Annotated in this window: 14 protein-coding genes; 11 read left to right on the plus strand and 3 right to left on the minus strand. The window is 41.7% G+C overall.

Annotation, left to right across the window (positions count from 1 at the left end):
* Positions 1 to 83 precede the first annotated feature (83 nt).
* From BUA59_RS22980 to BUA59_RS23025, 10 genes are all read left to right on the plus strand, one after another.
* Positions 84 to 1,763: a GGDEF domain-containing protein gene (locus BUA59_RS22980; RefSeq protein ID WP_084122681.1), complete on the plus strand. Its 1,680-nt coding sequence runs from the start codon at positions 84 to 86 to the stop codon at positions 1,761 to 1,763.
* Positions 1,764 to 1,960: 197 nt separating this feature from the next.
* Complete coding sequence (locus BUA59_RS22985; RefSeq protein WP_072842421.1) at positions 1,961 to 2,527, plus strand: hypothetical protein; 567 nt, start codon at positions 1,961 to 1,963, stop codon at positions 2,525 to 2,527.
* A 185-nt stretch (positions 2,528 to 2,712) separates the two neighbouring features.
* Positions 2,713 to 3,663, plus strand: coding sequence for a GGDEF domain-containing protein (locus BUA59_RS22990; RefSeq protein WP_217653774.1), 951 nt, complete (start codon positions 2,713 to 2,715; stop codon positions 3,661 to 3,663).
* 306 nt (positions 3,664 to 3,969) lie between these two features.
* On the plus strand, positions 3,970 to 4,758 hold the full coding sequence (locus BUA59_RS22995; RefSeq protein WP_072842423.1) for a nucleoside-specific channel-forming Tsx family protein: 789 nt from the start codon (positions 3,970 to 3,972) through the stop codon (positions 4,756 to 4,758).
* Between the two features lie 280 nt (positions 4,759 to 5,038).
* Positions 5,039 to 6,058 carry a substrate-binding domain-containing protein gene (locus tag BUA59_RS23000; protein WP_072842424.1) on the plus strand — a complete coding sequence of 340 codons (1,020 nt, stop codon included), beginning with the start codon at positions 5,039 to 5,041 and terminating at the stop codon, positions 6,056 to 6,058.
* Positions 6,059 to 6,076: 18 nt separating this feature from the next.
* Complete coding sequence (locus BUA59_RS23005) at positions 6,077 to 7,084, plus strand: ABC transporter substrate-binding protein (RefSeq protein ID WP_072842425.1); 1,008 nt, start codon at positions 6,077 to 6,079, stop codon at positions 7,082 to 7,084.
* A gap of 82 nt (positions 7,085 to 7,166) precedes the next feature.
* On the plus strand, positions 7,167 to 7,979 hold the full coding sequence (locus BUA59_RS23010) for an ABC transporter permease (protein ID WP_072842426.1): 813 nt from the start codon (positions 7,167 to 7,169) through the stop codon (positions 7,977 to 7,979).
* A 1-nt stretch (position 7,980) separates the two neighbouring features.
* The gene (locus BUA59_RS23015) at positions 7,981 to 8,769 is read left to right on the plus strand and encodes an ABC transporter permease (protein WP_072842427.1); all 789 of its coding nucleotides are present in this window, start codon (positions 7,981 to 7,983) and stop codon (positions 8,767 to 8,769) included.
* Positions 8,770 to 8,813: 44 nt separating this feature from the next.
* On the plus strand, positions 8,814 to 9,908 hold the full coding sequence (locus BUA59_RS23020) for an ABC transporter ATP-binding protein (protein WP_072842428.1): 1,095 nt from the start codon (positions 8,814 to 8,816) through the stop codon (positions 9,906 to 9,908).
* Positions 9,902 to 10,726 carry a phosphodiesterase gene (locus BUA59_RS23025; RefSeq protein ID WP_072842429.1) on the plus strand — a complete coding sequence of 275 codons (825 nt, stop codon included), beginning with the start codon at positions 9,902 to 9,904 and terminating at the stop codon, positions 10,724 to 10,726. The genes BUA59_RS23020 and BUA59_RS23025 overlap by 7 nt, the downstream gene beginning before the upstream one ends.
* 80 nt (positions 10,727 to 10,806) lie before the next feature.
* Here the strand turns inward: BUA59_RS23025 and BUA59_RS23030 are convergent, their stop codons facing one another.
* On the minus strand, positions 10,807 to 11,931 hold the full coding sequence (locus BUA59_RS23030) for an alkene reductase (RefSeq protein ID WP_072842430.1): 1,125 nt from the start codon (positions 11,929 to 11,931) through the stop codon (positions 10,807 to 10,809).
* A 110-nt stretch (positions 11,932 to 12,041) separates the two neighbouring features.
* Here BUA59_RS23030 and BUA59_RS23035 point away from each other — a divergent pair, with 110 nt between their 5' ends.
* The gene (locus BUA59_RS23035; protein WP_217653775.1) at positions 12,042 to 12,962 is read left to right on the plus strand and encodes a LysR family transcriptional regulator; all 921 of its coding nucleotides are present in this window, start codon (positions 12,042 to 12,044) and stop codon (positions 12,960 to 12,962) included.
* 35 nt (positions 12,963 to 12,997) lie between these two features.
* Here BUA59_RS23035 and BUA59_RS24370 read toward each other — a convergent pair whose 3' ends face one another.
* Both BUA59_RS24370 and BUA59_RS23980 read right to left on the minus strand, forming a co-directional pair.
* The gene (locus tag BUA59_RS24370; RefSeq protein ID WP_072842433.1) at positions 12,998 to 13,069 is read right to left on the minus strand and encodes an ESPR-type extended signal peptide-containing protein; all 72 of its coding nucleotides are present in this window, start codon (positions 13,067 to 13,069) and stop codon (positions 12,998 to 13,000) included.
* A gap of 28 nt (positions 13,070 to 13,097) precedes the next feature.
* On the minus strand, positions 13,098 to 13,481 hold a 384-nt coding region (locus tag BUA59_RS23980), incomplete at its 5' end, for a YDG domain-containing protein (protein ID WP_175550814.1).

Below are 13,481 nucleotides of genomic sequence, written 5' to 3' on the forward strand. Positions count from 1 at the left end.
CCCCATCAGTATAATGGTGGGTTATCACCCAATGAATCAGAACGATTATATTGGGAAAACTCTAAAACCGTGGCCAGTTTTACTTGACCACTACACTAAGAGGTTTCGATACTTTTAGAAAGCGCATTACTCTATTATCTGGAGGCTTGCTACTTTCCCTAAGTCTGGTACTTGTTACCTCTTTTTATCAACTTACTTCTACGCGTCTTTCAACAGCCAGTGGCGAAGCTCTAGTGAGTATCAGTCAATCTATTTCAAATATGTTGTCGGCTAATTTAATGGAGCGTGAGCGAGAAATTCTGTTACTTAGCATGCGCTCTTCTTTGTATGAAAATCAAGATCTAAGCGAGTTACAACATGCCATTGATCAAATTAAAAACTCTTATAAAGATTATGCTTGGATTGGTTTCGCTAATGTTGATGGTGTGGTATTAGCGTCAAGTAATGGAGTATTGAAAGGGGCAGATGTTAGCCAGAGACCTTGGTTTATTAATGGTCGATCAGGTCCTTTTATTGGGAATGTGCATAAAGCGTTATTGCTTGAAAATTTGCTGCCTAAGCCGAAAGGCGGTGCACCTATTCGCTTTGTCGATTTTGCTGCACCTGTAATAGGTGAAAACGGTGAGTTGAAAGGTGTAGTCGCGACCCATGCAGATTGGGCCTGGGTTAGAGAGGTTTTATTATCTTCCTTGACTGAAGCTTCGAAAAGAAAAGGTATCGATATCTTTATTATCGATAATGAACATAGGGTTTTATATCCAGATAGTCATTTTCCTAACGATATTGAAGTACCAAAAGCACTCCCTGTTAATGGACAATTTAAATCTTTGCTTTGGCAAGATGACGAAGAATACCTGACCAGTTTAGTCTCTGTACGCTCTCCAGAATCAACAAATCTTGGTTGGCAAATCGTTGTACGTCAACCCTTGTCTATTGCCATGTCAGCAGTCAAAGAAGTTCATAAGTTATTATTTTTTCTTGGTGTATTCTCGACTTTGTTTTGTATGTTATTAGCTTATCAATTTGCGAGTACATTGAGTCGTCCATTAGAGCGGTTGGCTCTCACGGCAAAAAGTATTCAGCAAGGAAATCGAAAGGCTACTTTTCAAGACGACAGCAAGCTAAGTGAAGTAACCAGTTTAAGTCGTTCTTTGCAGGAAATGATGTCTTCCTTGTTGGAAAGAGAGCAGTCTTTAATGCAAATGAACATGACGTTAGAAACAAAGGTTCGTACTCGAACGGCTGAGTTAGAAGCCAGTAATCGATCCCTAGAAGCTATTGTTCGACAAGATCCGCTTACGCACAGTTATAACCGCTTAGCATTAGACGAAGCCTTACTTGATGAATATCGTTTAGCGCAAGAGTCTAAGCGTTCGTTTGCCGTTATTATGGTTGATGCTGATCACTTTAAAAAAGTGAATGACTCATATGGCCACACTGTTGGGGATATCGTGCTTCAGAAAATGGCGAAATTGCTTGCTGTACAAGTTGGTGTTAAAGGCATGGTCGCTCGATTTGGGGGGGAAGAGTTTACTGTGTTGTTACCAAATACAAGTGCTCAGGAAGCACGAAGCGTTGCCGAAACTTTACGTGAAGAACTTGAAAAAGAAGAAATGATCGATGGTCTTTATATTACGGCGAGTTTTGGTATTGCTACGTATAAAATAGATGATAGTCATTATGAGCAAGTGCTTAACCGTGCCGATGCCGCTCTCTATATAGCTAAAGAGCAAGGTCGAAATCGGGTGGTTGTTAGTGCTTAATAGAGTTGTCTTTATACAAGTTCCAAAGGTCTTATTGCTATATCGGCATGCTCCTCGCTAGTTGCACTGGATACTCATGCTTTAAAAACCTAGACAAAAAATTACGATACAAAACAGGATAAGGATGAAAAAAACAGTACTATATACATTCGTTCAATGACATCGTCATCAAGTGATGCAAACTCAGAAGGGGATTTATGAAATTTTTTTTGAGTTGTGTCTTGTTCAAAACAAAAGCCTATAAAGTCATCAACTTCTGTTCTATTCGGCAATTTTTGATATTGGTATTGTCTTCGTTTTTAACCATCCCAGCTTATTCAGTAGAAGTCCATTCTAGTGATTTCCCCCCATCTTCTGATATATCGCCTGTGCTTACTTTAGGAATGCCTGGCCAAGAAGTCTTGATCTCTATGGCAGATATAGAGTCATTGCCTATGTTTGAAACTTCTGAAATGGTTCATTTTGATGGTCCTCAAGGACGCTTTAGTGGTGTTTGGCTGATTGATTTGTTGAAACAATACGGCTTAAACGATGCGCCAAGGCTGCGCTTCATTGCTATAGATGGCTACGAAGTGTTTATTACAAAAGAAAATAGGGATCGAAAACAGTATCTAATGGTGACACGTTTAAATGGTTTGCCTATTCCTCCTAATAATTTAGGTCCCTTGTTGTTAATTATTCCATCTGATGTTGGTCTTGCTTCACACCTTACGGAAAGTAAGAACTACTGGATTTGGGCACTCAACGAAATATTAATCCAATGATGACAACCAGAATTAAGCAAATACAAGTCAGAATCTGGCTAGTTTTTATTCTATTTTTAAGCCTTTGTATTTGGGCTGTATCTTATTTTCAACAGCAATCTAGGCAGTTGCTTGGTTCGAATTTTACGGCTCTGGCTATTGATATCACTCAGGCTCAAGAAGATGTTCATCTTTTGAAGCGCTCTTTGTACTATTTAGAAACAGATAGCCCATTTTTTGATGTGCAAGAGTTAGAAAAAGTCATATTACGAATCCAATATCGATCTCCTCTAATCGATAGAAAGATACGTGACAGTACAATTGAGGACTTTGTTTATGCCGATAGTATAGGAGTGCTAAGCGAAGTTAATATGATTTTGCCAACAGTAAATCAACAGATTGTGTTATTCGAACAAGACAAAAGTACAAAAAACATACTAGTAAAGCAACTTAAACAATTAGAGTTAGATCTGGCTCTGACCTATGATGGGTTACACGATATGATTCAAACTGCTTCCGATGTGGAGCGTCGTCTAAAGACTGAGCTTACGTTTTTAATTTGGGGGTTGATTGCCACAATACTGGTGGTTGTTTCGGCCCTTTTGTTTGCGTTGATTCGTCTTTATCAACACAAAGAAATCCTGATCATACAAAATAATAGAGACCATTTGACACAATTACCTAATCGACGTTTTATTACTGAAAAGGCGCAAACGGCTCTGCTTAATAGACCAAAAAAAATTGGCTTTGCTATTTTAGATTTAGATTTTTTCAAAAAAATAAACGATTTGTATGGCCACCCAGCGGGCGATGAAGTCCTCAAAGTGATCGCCAATATACTTGAACACTCTATTTCAGCTCCTAGTTTTGTCGCTCGACTTGGCGGAGAGGAATTCTGCATACTGTTTTTAGATAAGACACAAAATGAAGCGATAAAAATTTGTGAGGAAATTCGCCAAACAGTTGAGCAAACTAAAATCAAGGTGAACAATAGTGCTTTGATTCACATCACACTCAGTACAGGTCTTTACCACAATGAAGGAGAGCGACAAACCACCTTCAGTCAAATCTACCAACATGCAGATCAAGCTCTTTATCTTGCTAAAAAGCAAGGTCGTAATAAGCTCGTACTTCATGATAATAATCTTGAATTTTGATTTTTCTGGTCCAGCGAGAAAAATCAAAGCTTTAGAATGTCGCACTAAAACTGCGCATTGAAATGTATAAAATATTTATAATTTTCGATATTTAGGTCTTAGGGTCTGTCTTCTATACTATTTTTTAATATTCCATTTTGGTGCAATAAAAGCTCAACTTTTCCCATTTTTGTGCAATTTAAATTTATATTTAACAATATTTAAATTGAATTGCGTCACCTTTAAAAAACTGTAATATGCATAATTCTGACCATTCGGTCATATTTTATTCACATTGAAAACACAGTATTGATTGAGGGGAAACGAATGAGTAAAACACTTTTAGGTCTTTCTACTTTGCTTCTTGCTAGCACAGGATTTGCTGCAGATTATTCAGATGATATTCATAAAAATGATTATTCTTGGCGACAATTCAATTTGATGTACGCATTTGACGAGCTACCAGGCGAATCAAATCATGATTATCTTGAAATGGAATTTGGTGGTCGTTCAGGTGTTGTTGATCTATATGGGTACCTTGATATATTCAATGTGACCTCAACCGATAGTAATGATAAATCTGACGATGACAAGATGTTCCTCAAGTTAGCGCCTCGTTTTTCATTAGATGGTATGACTGGAAAAGATCTGTCGTTTGGTGCAGTACAAGAACTTTATGTATCAACTCTGTTTAGTTTAGATGGAGGTAAAAATGGTACAAATAATTCCTTTATAGGTCTAGGTGCGGACGTCGATATGCCTTGGTTTGGTAAAGTAGGTATGAACTTATATGCTTTATATGATCAAAGTTTTGGTAGTCGAAATGGTTGGAATGGCTATCAGTTTTCGGCAAACTGGTTTAAACCTATTATGAACTTTGATGGTGGTTCATTTTTAGCGTATCAAGGTTATGTGGATTATCAGTTTGGTATGGATAGTGATTATGTAACCGCTACTGATGGTGGAGCGACGTTTCAAGGTTTGTATTGGCATTCTAAGCAGTATGCATTGGGTTATGGTTTGAAAATTTATAAAGATGTTTATGGTATTAAAGATTCATCAAGCTTTAAATCTTCAGGTTTATCTCATTACATCTCTGCTACTTATAAGTTCTAAAAAGTTTTAAAAGCAAAAGTCACCCTCCCAAAAGCCAACTGTCATTAGTTTTGATGGTTGGCTTTCGTATATTTGAGATTAATTTTGTTTATTTTTTAATCTTTTTAATGCATCGTTTTTCTATGAAACGATAGCGTTTCAGTTGATAACTTCTATTAAATACCTAGTAAATAGCATTTAAAATCTTTCAATTTGCAGGCAAGTGTCTTTTTTTGTCACAAATTCGTCACTTATGATTTCTATACTTCGCTGCATCTTATTGTTGTCGAAGAAGGTCATCATGAACATCAAAGATGTTGCAGCGTTAGCGGGTGTTTCACCTGCGACTGTCTCTCGATGCTTAAATAATACCGGTCCGTTAAATGAAGTAACGCGTGCTCGTATTGAAAAAGTGGTTGAACTAACTGGCTATGATGTTAATCAGGCTTTTAAACAGGTGGATTGGAATCACAACCCTACTATCGGGGTAATGATCCCAAGTTTACTTAATCCAGTATTTTCTGAAATTGTGTCGGGGATACAGAAGCGAGCTCGCCATTTCGGCTATTCCGTCATTGTTGTTGATACCCAATATGAACGTAGTCTTGAAAAGCAGGCGATTATCGACTTGATTCGCCAGCGTGTCGCAGGCGTGATTTTGACCACCGCCTCGGTAGAAGACAACGAAGCGTTGTCTTTATTACGCGAGTTCAACTTTCCTTTTTGTCTCGTACATAACCAATCGTCAGATGAGCCTTGCGTGTATGTCGATAACTATCAAGCAGGCAGCGAAGTCGCAGAACAATTCTTGGCGCTCGAACACAAACGAATTGGCATGGTGGCAGGGCGTTTTCAATCTTCTGATAGAGCCAAACAGCGATATTTGGGCTTTACCGAGTGTTTGAAAAAAGATTCATCTTTATCTTCTGTGCAGTTGGTCGAAGTCGATCAATACGCCTTAACACCATTTGATCAAACCCAATCGTCTCTTTTTGATTCCTCAAGCGCACCAACTGCCTGGTTTTGCAGCAATGATTTGTTGGCGTTAAAACTAGTAAATCACCTCAAGACAAAAGGTGTTCTTGTGCCAGAAACCGTCTCAGTCGTTGGCTTTGATGGTATGGCGTTGGGGCAAATTCTGTATCCCCCATTGGCCACGATTCAGGTGCCGCATCATGATATGGGGCTATGTGCTGTGGATTTGTTGTTTAACGCTAAGCATAAATCAGCGTTGTCTTTAGCAAGAAAGTTAGATTACCAAACCCACTTTGTGGGAACCGTGGCTGAATGTCAGCCATCCATAATGCGAAACGTTCTTTAAATAGAAGGAGAAAGTTCGATGAGTATCTTTAAAAAGGTTTCTAAACTGGCGGTTCTATCGTTAGGACTAACAGCAGGAGCGTCTTACGCAGCGGATGCAATTTGTTATAACTGTCCACCGGAATGGGCGAATTGGGGTGGACAGCTTGAACTGATCAAAAAGGATCTAGGTATTTCCATTCCAATGGATAACAAAAACTCGGGTCAGTCTTTGTCGCAATTAGTCGCAGAAGAAAATAGCCCCGTGGCCGATGTGGTATATTACGGTGTGTCTTTTGGTATCAAAGCGGCAGAAAAGGGCGTTGTTGCATCCTATAAACCGAAAAACTGGGACAAAATCCCTCAAGGCTTGAAAGATCCTCAAGGTCGTTGGTTCGCGATCCATTCTGGCACTATTGGCTTTTTTGTTAATAAAGACGCGTTAGATGGTAGACCCGTTCCACAATCATGGAACGACCTTTTAAAGCCAGAATACAAGGGAATGGTCGCTTATCTTGATCCGACTAGTGCCTTCGTTGGTTATGCCAGTGCGGTGGCCATTAACCAATCTTTTGGCGGTGATATGAGCAACTTTACCCCAGCAATTGATTACTTCAAAAAGTTGGCTAAGAACCAACCGATTGTTCCGAAGCAAACCGCTTACGCTCGTGTCATATCCGGTGAAATCCCGATTCTTCTTGATTACGACTTCAACGCATACCGCGCTAAATACAAAGACAGTGCGAATGTGCAGTTTGTCATTCCTCAAGAAGGCTCTGTTGTTGTGCCTTATGTGATGAGTGCGGTGAAGAACTCGCCACATCCAGAAAATGGCCACAAAGTATTAGATTTTGTTTTATCGGATAAGGGTCAACAAGTATGGGCTGAAGCCTACCTTCGTCCTGTCATTGCCACTGCAATGACGCCTGAAATTGAAGCGAAATTCTTACCTGAGTCGGATTATAAACGCGCCAAAACCGTGGACTTTGCCAAGATGGCAGAGGCTCAAAGTGGTTTTGCTCAGCGATATTTAAACGAAGTTCGTTAATGTAATGATGAAAAGAGCGGGAAGTATGCCGCTCTTTTATTTACTCGCTCGTATTTAAGAAATCATGTAACGAAATATTTTTATGAAGAAAAACAGACAATATTCTCTATTAATTATTCCCGCGCTGATTGTCAGTCTGGCATTTTTTCTATTGCCAATGGCGAAGCTGGTATGGCTTTCATTGGCTGAGCAGCATGGCATTAGCTATTGGTACATCTTGACCAAGCCGATGTATTTAAAAAGCCTTTGGTCGACCTTTTTACTGTCTGCTGTGGTGACCATTGCCAGTTTGGTGATTGCCACCATCGTCGGGCTATTTTTGACTCGCTATGAATTTAAGGGCAAATCTGTATTGGTTGCCATGTTGAGTTTTCCGTTAGTGTTTCCCGGTGTGGTGATTGGTTTTTTTGTCATTATGTTGGCGGGACGACAAGGTTTATTTGCTGAACTTGGTCTTGCTCTGACGGGTGAACGCTGGACGCTTGCCTATTCTATTTCAGGTCTTTTTATTGGCTATTTGTACTTCTCCATTCCTCGTGTCGTGCTTACCGTAATGGGCGCGGCAGAGAAACTGGATCATAACTTGATCGAAGCGGGCCGCTCGTTAGGCGCTAATCGCTGGCAGTTATTACGAGATGTGACTTTGCCTGCTTTAACACCGGGTTTGATTTCCTCTGGCTCTATTTGTTTTGCCACTTCCATGGGCGCTTTTGGTACAGCGTTTACCTTGGCGACCAATCTGAACGTTCTACCCATGACGATTTATACCGAATTTACTCTAAACGCGAACTTTGCCATGGCAGCGGCATTGAGCTTGATTCTTGGGTTTATTACTTGGTTGTGTTTGACCATCGCGCGTCGCCAAGGTGGTTCGTCATTAGGAATGGGAGGCTGATATGAAAAAGGGGATGTATTTTTATTTGCAGCTTGCTTTCACCTTGCTCGTTTGTGCTTTCTTGATTGTGCCGATCTTTATGTCGATCACGGCAGGCCTAACGAATAACTATTTTGTTGGCGTTAAGAGCGGCCTGACTCTTCGATGGGTTGAGCAGGTGTGGACACTGTATTCCGATACCATTTGGTTAACCATGGAAATTGCCTTGGTGACCACTTTGGTGAATCTCTGTGTCGGGGTGCCTTGTGCGTATTATTTAGCGCGTACACGGAGCAAATTATCAGCGTTTTTGGATGAATGCTTGACGCTACCCATCGCCATTCCCGGTATGGCAATTGCGCTTGGTCTGATTTCTGTTTATGGCGGTATCAGTGAATTTCGCATGAGTTGGCTGTTTATCTTAGTTGGGCATGTGATCTTCACTTTGCCTTTCATGGTGAAGTCAGTATTGGCGGTTTTACAAAGCATTAACTTTCGTGTGTTGGAAGAAGGAGCTGCCAGTTTGGGGGCGAGTTTTTGGCAGCGTTTTTTTCATGTCATCGTGCCCAATTGCAAAACAGGGATTGTCAGTGGCATCTTGATGACACTGACTTTATCCGCTGGGGAATTTAACCTGACGTGGATGTTGCATACACCACTGACAAAGACCTTGCCAGTTGGTTTGGCGGATTCATATGCCTCCATGCGTTTGGAAGTCAGCTCAGCCTATACGTTGATTTTTCTAGGAATGATTTTGCCTTTATTGATCGCCGCGCAGTGGTTGAATCGCAAACCCAAACGCACTGCTTAATCCGGATTTAAACGCATCTACGAATAAACAAGATGAGTAACATAATGAAAAATGCATCAACAAGTGTAGCGATCACCTTAAAGCAGGTTCAGAAAACCTTCTCTGATGGCACATTGGCCTTGAAACCCTTGGATCTACACATTGAAAAGGGTGAAATTTTAGTTTTACTTGGGCCTTCAGGTTGTGGCAAAACCACGACGTTGCGCCTTATAGCTGGCTTAGAGTTTTGTGATCAAGGCGGCCAAATTTTGTTTGGTGAAAGAGATGTCACCAACGTTGCCATCGAACAACGTCGAGTCGGCATGGTGTTTCAATCCTATGCCTTGTTTCCCAATATGAACGTGAGCGAGAACATCGCTTATGGATTGCGAGTACGTGGTGAAAGCAAAGAGTTAAAAGAGAAAAAAGTCCAAGAAATGCTTGAGCTGTTTGATCTAGAACCTTACGCCCACCGTGGCATTGATCAGTTATCGGGTGGTCAGCGTCAACGAGTCGCTTTGGCGCGTGCCATTATTACCGAACCTGAAGTGCTCTTGCTCGATGAGCCTTTGTCTGCCTTGGATGCCTTACTGAAAAAACGCTTGCGAACGGACATTAATGCCTTGTTGAAACGTTTAGGCATTACGGCTGTTTATGTGACTCACGACCAAGAAGAGGCCATGGCAATGGGGGATCGTATTGCTATTTTGGATCGTGGTGAAATTGCGCAAATTGGTACGGCAGAAGAGGTTTATTTATCGCCTAAAAGCGAGTTTGTGGCGAATTTTATTGGTCAGATGAACCACTTTGATGGCCTGCTGAATGGTCAAGCCCTGTCTTTTAGATCGAATTTTATTCCGTTACCTGAAACCTTGTATTCCACCTACAAAGAGGGCGAGCGAATCCGTTGTATGACGCGTCCTGAAGATGTGCGATTAACTTCGTTTGAAGATGCCACGCTAAAAGGCGCTGTTTCACATAGCGTGTTTTTAGGAGACAGAACACGAGTGCTAGTCAGCGTCGAAGGGGTGAAGGAGTTGGTACATGTGGATTGTTTTGAGCGAAAGCGCTACAGCAAAGGTGATCGGGTTGGCTTAGTGATTCCACCTTTATGTCTTGTGTTGTTGCCTAATCTTGGATCGGAGGAAGTAGTATGCTAATTGCTCAGTTAACCGATTTACACATCAAAAAGAATGGCAAAATCGCTTATCAAAAAGTAGATACTTTGCAGTGCTTAAAAAATGCAGTAAGTCATATAAATGCTTTATCACCTCAACCTGATTGGGTGGTGGTAACCGGTGACTTAGGCGATTTTGGTACGCCTGAAGAATACGATGTCTTAGTTCCTGAGCTAAAAAAACTTAAGGCGCCTGTTAAAGTGATCCCTGGTAATCATGATCACAGGGATCACCTTCGTGTAGCTTTCGATGGATTTGCGAGTTTTGATCACCCTGAATACTGCCATTTTTCCCAATTAGTCGATGGCTACCATTTAATTGGTCTGGATTCCTCTGTCTTAGGTAAACCTTATGGAAGACTAACGCCAGAATCGTTAGCTTGGTTGGATGCCAAGCTTTGTGAACAAAACGTATTGCCGACAATGATTTTTCTTCATCATCCGCCGATGAAGGTGGGCATTGATCATATGGATGTGCAAAAACTTCTCAATGACGATGCTCTATGGCAAGTGCTTCAACACCATGAACAAGTCAAAGGTTTGGTAGCAGGGCACTTACATCGTGCCATATACGCCACATGGAATGGCTTGCCGGTTTGGGTTGGACCATCTCATAGCCATGCCGTGACCTTGGATTTAAACCCCAATGCGCCATCGAAGTTTTCCTTGGAGCCGCCAGCCATTCAATTATTTAAACTTGGACTAGATAGTGTAGTGAGTCATATCAGTTACATTGAGTCAGGAGAAAAGTCGGCAGGACCGTTTCCCTTTTTCGACGAGAACAACAAGCTGATTGATTGAGATTTTATCAGTTTTTATTAGTTTGAGAGCCTGTCATATTGCATGACAGACTCTCGCTTTATGACAGGTGAGTTTTCGTATTAGATATTATCTTCTCCCCACGCTGGGTAATCACTGTATCCTATCTCAGAACCGCTAAACAGCGTCGATCCGTCGAAGGAGGCAAGAGGTAAGTTTTGCTCTAAACGTCTCGGTAAATCTGGATTCGCTATAAAGTCTCTCCCAAAAGCAACTAGGTCAGCATAGCCATTTGAGATGACCCATTCCGCGCTAGGAAGGTCGTATTTACCAGCAACTATTATTAGACCACTGAAATTTTGGCGTATTGTTTGTCTAAAAGATTCGGTGAACGTTGGTGCATCGTCCCAATCAGCCTCGACAAGGTGTAGATAGGCAATGCCTAGACAATTTAAGAACTCAGTGGCGTCGCTAATTGTTGGTAAAATATCTGGGCAATTCATACCTCGTGCGGTTAAAAACGGCGCTAAGCGGATGGCTGTGCGCTGTGGACCTATTTGGTCGGCCACTGCAATAACTACTTCTTTTAGGAGACGCAGACGGTTTTCTCGTGAGCCGCCATATTCGTCGTGTCGAATGTTGGAGGTGGTGCGAAGAAATTGATCGATCAAATAACCGTTTGCTCCGTGAATTTCAACACCGTCGAAACCTGCATCTATTGCATTTTGTGCCGCCTGTCGAAAATCCTTGATGATGGCTGCAATTTCTTCTTTGCTTAATGCTCTAGGAGTTGGGCAATCGACCATGATTCCTCTATTGGTGGTAGGGTCTACTTTCCATATTTGTCCTTCAAATGGCACCGCGGAAGGGGCTACAGGCAAATCTCCTTGGTGAAAATCTGGGTGAGACATACGGCCAACGTGCCAAAGTTGTAGAAATATTTTACCGCCTTTGGCATGAACCGCTTTCGTCACTAAGCGCCATCCTTCCACTTGTTCTGCACTGTGAATTCCAGGAGTAAAAGAGTAACCCTTTCCTTGCGGTGAGATCTGCGTCGCTTCGGTAATGATAAGCGCTGCTGATGCGCGTTGTGCGTAATAGATCGCATTCATTTGATTTGGAATATCACCTGGTTGAGTGCTTCTAGCGCGAGTCATTGGCGCCATAACAACACGATGTGGTCGTTCTTGTTCTAAAAATGTTAGCGGTGAAAAAAGTGTTGTCTGAGTGGTATTGTTCGTTGGCATTTTGGTTATCTCCTAATGAATAAATGACTATCTAAGGGAATATTATTCATCTGTTTTATCTTTTTGATAATTGGTCTATTGTTTGAGCTATTATCAAATTATTTGGAATAATGATGCAGAATATTGGTGATATTAGACTGTTTGTCGAAGCGGCAAACTTAGGAGTTATCTCGGCGGCGGGTCGCAAGTTGGGATTGTCGCCAGCCGCTGCGAGTGCGCGGCTTAACAATCTTGAAACGCAATTAAAGTCTAGATTGTTTGAGCGGACAACGCGCAGCCTTCGTCTTACTGATGAAGGCAAAGCTTTTCTGTTGTATTGCCAACAAGGCTTGCAGGCGCTTGATGATGGTTTTGCTTTTCTAGAAAATCGCACTCAGGCTGTTAGTGGTCGAATTCGTATATCAGCCACATCAGACTTTGGCCGACATATGCTTACTGGCTGGCTGGATGAATTTAATGCGATTTATCCTGATGTGCAGTTCACTTTGTTACTGTCTGATTCTTTATCCAGCTTGCATCGAGAGGATATTGATTTGGCCATTCGCTTTGGCGAGCCTCAGGATAGTTTGTTTATTGCCCGTAAATTAGCGAAAAATAGACGTGTATTGTGTGCCTCTCCTGATTACCTTAAAAGATTTGGCTATCCCCAATCCCCTGAGGACCTTGTTCGGTTCCCTTGTATTGTCTTAAGTTCGAATAATGGTCCGATCATTGATTGGCGCTTCACTAGCGCAGAGGAAGTAGAAAGTGTCAGGGTTTCGATGGACAATGCACGAGTAACGAATGACGGCGCGGTAGCTCGTCAGTGGGCGATGGATGGTCATGGAATTGCCCTAAAATCTATTTGGGATGTGGCGAAGGATATTCATGCAAAACGTCTGGAAATAGTATTACCAGAATGGACCTCTGCTGAGGTTCCTGCTCATGCTTTGTATCATCGTAATCGCTATATGCCAGCGAGAGTCGGAGCGTTTCTTGATTTTCTACTTAAGCGTTTTGATGAAGAATCACAGCGTTTATTGCCTATTTAATCGTGGTGATGTTCATGGCGAACATCACCAGCACATTATGCAGACTCGGACACAACCACCAAACAGCCAAGGTTTTTTGAATAAGTATCTTTATAGCTCTTGTTCATGGTTGTTCTCTCAGAACGTATTTATACATTACAGTTCACCCTCAAATAACAAGGTTGCTCCCTTGTCGGTATTTACGCTCATTCTGTTTGTCTGTATCAAGTCTTGAGTTGTATTGAGCGTTTCGGAGGATGGAGTTAGCCAGTCAACGGGAAGCTCATTTGTAGAGGAATAAATGGGTGCATTAACAGGAAGTATGTCAGCAGCACTCACGGCAGAGGTGTTTGCCAAGATATAATTGGACGCATCAGCACCTCCAAGTCTTATATTGAAAATGCTTACCATTTTATTAGTACCGTAGTTATTATCGGTAAAAGAACCCGAAGCGGACGCTACCGTTAAGTCATCGCCAGACACCATGCCAGTAAAACCTGTCCCTGATGTATCCAGCGTCGCTGTTGTGTTGCCATCGTA

It is taken from the genome of Marinomonas polaris DSM 16579, from assembly GCF_900129155.1.
GTDB classification, from domain to species: domain Bacteria; phylum Pseudomonadota; class Gammaproteobacteria; order Pseudomonadales; family Marinomonadaceae; genus Marinomonas; species Marinomonas polaris.

Excerpts from the sequence above, each read along its gene's own strand:
- BUA59_RS23030 (WP_072842430.1), bottom strand. The coding sequence starts at position 11,931 with ATGCCAACGAACAATACCACTCAGACAACACTTTTTTCACCGCTAACA.
- BUA59_RS22985 (WP_072842421.1), top strand. The coding sequence starts at position 1,961 with ATGAAATTTTTTTTGAGTTGTGTCTTGTTCAAAACAAAAGCCTATAAA.
- BUA59_RS23020 (WP_072842428.1), top strand. The coding sequence starts at position 8,814 with ATGAAAAATGCATCAACAAGTGTAGCGATCACCTTAAAGCAGGTTCAG.
- BUA59_RS23025 (WP_072842429.1), top strand. The coding sequence starts at position 9,902 with ATGCTAATTGCTCAGTTAACCGATTTACACATCAAAAAGAATGGCAAA.
- BUA59_RS23010 (WP_072842426.1), top strand. The coding sequence starts at position 7,167 with ATGAAGAAAAACAGACAATATTCTCTATTAATTATTCCCGCGCTGATT.
- BUA59_RS23035 (WP_217653775.1), top strand. The coding sequence starts at position 12,042 with ATGATGCAGAATATTGGTGATATTAGACTGTTTGTCGAAGCGGCAAAC.
- BUA59_RS23000 (WP_072842424.1), top strand. The coding sequence starts at position 5,039 with ATGAACATCAAAGATGTTGCAGCGTTAGCGGGTGTTTCACCTGCGACT.
- BUA59_RS23005 (WP_072842425.1), top strand. The coding sequence starts at position 6,077 with ATGAGTATCTTTAAAAAGGTTTCTAAACTGGCGGTTCTATCGTTAGGA.
- BUA59_RS22995 (WP_072842423.1), top strand. The coding sequence starts at position 3,970 with ATGAGTAAAACACTTTTAGGTCTTTCTACTTTGCTTCTTGCTAGCACA.
- BUA59_RS23015 (WP_072842427.1), top strand. The coding sequence starts at position 7,981 with ATGAAAAAGGGGATGTATTTTTATTTGCAGCTTGCTTTCACCTTGCTC.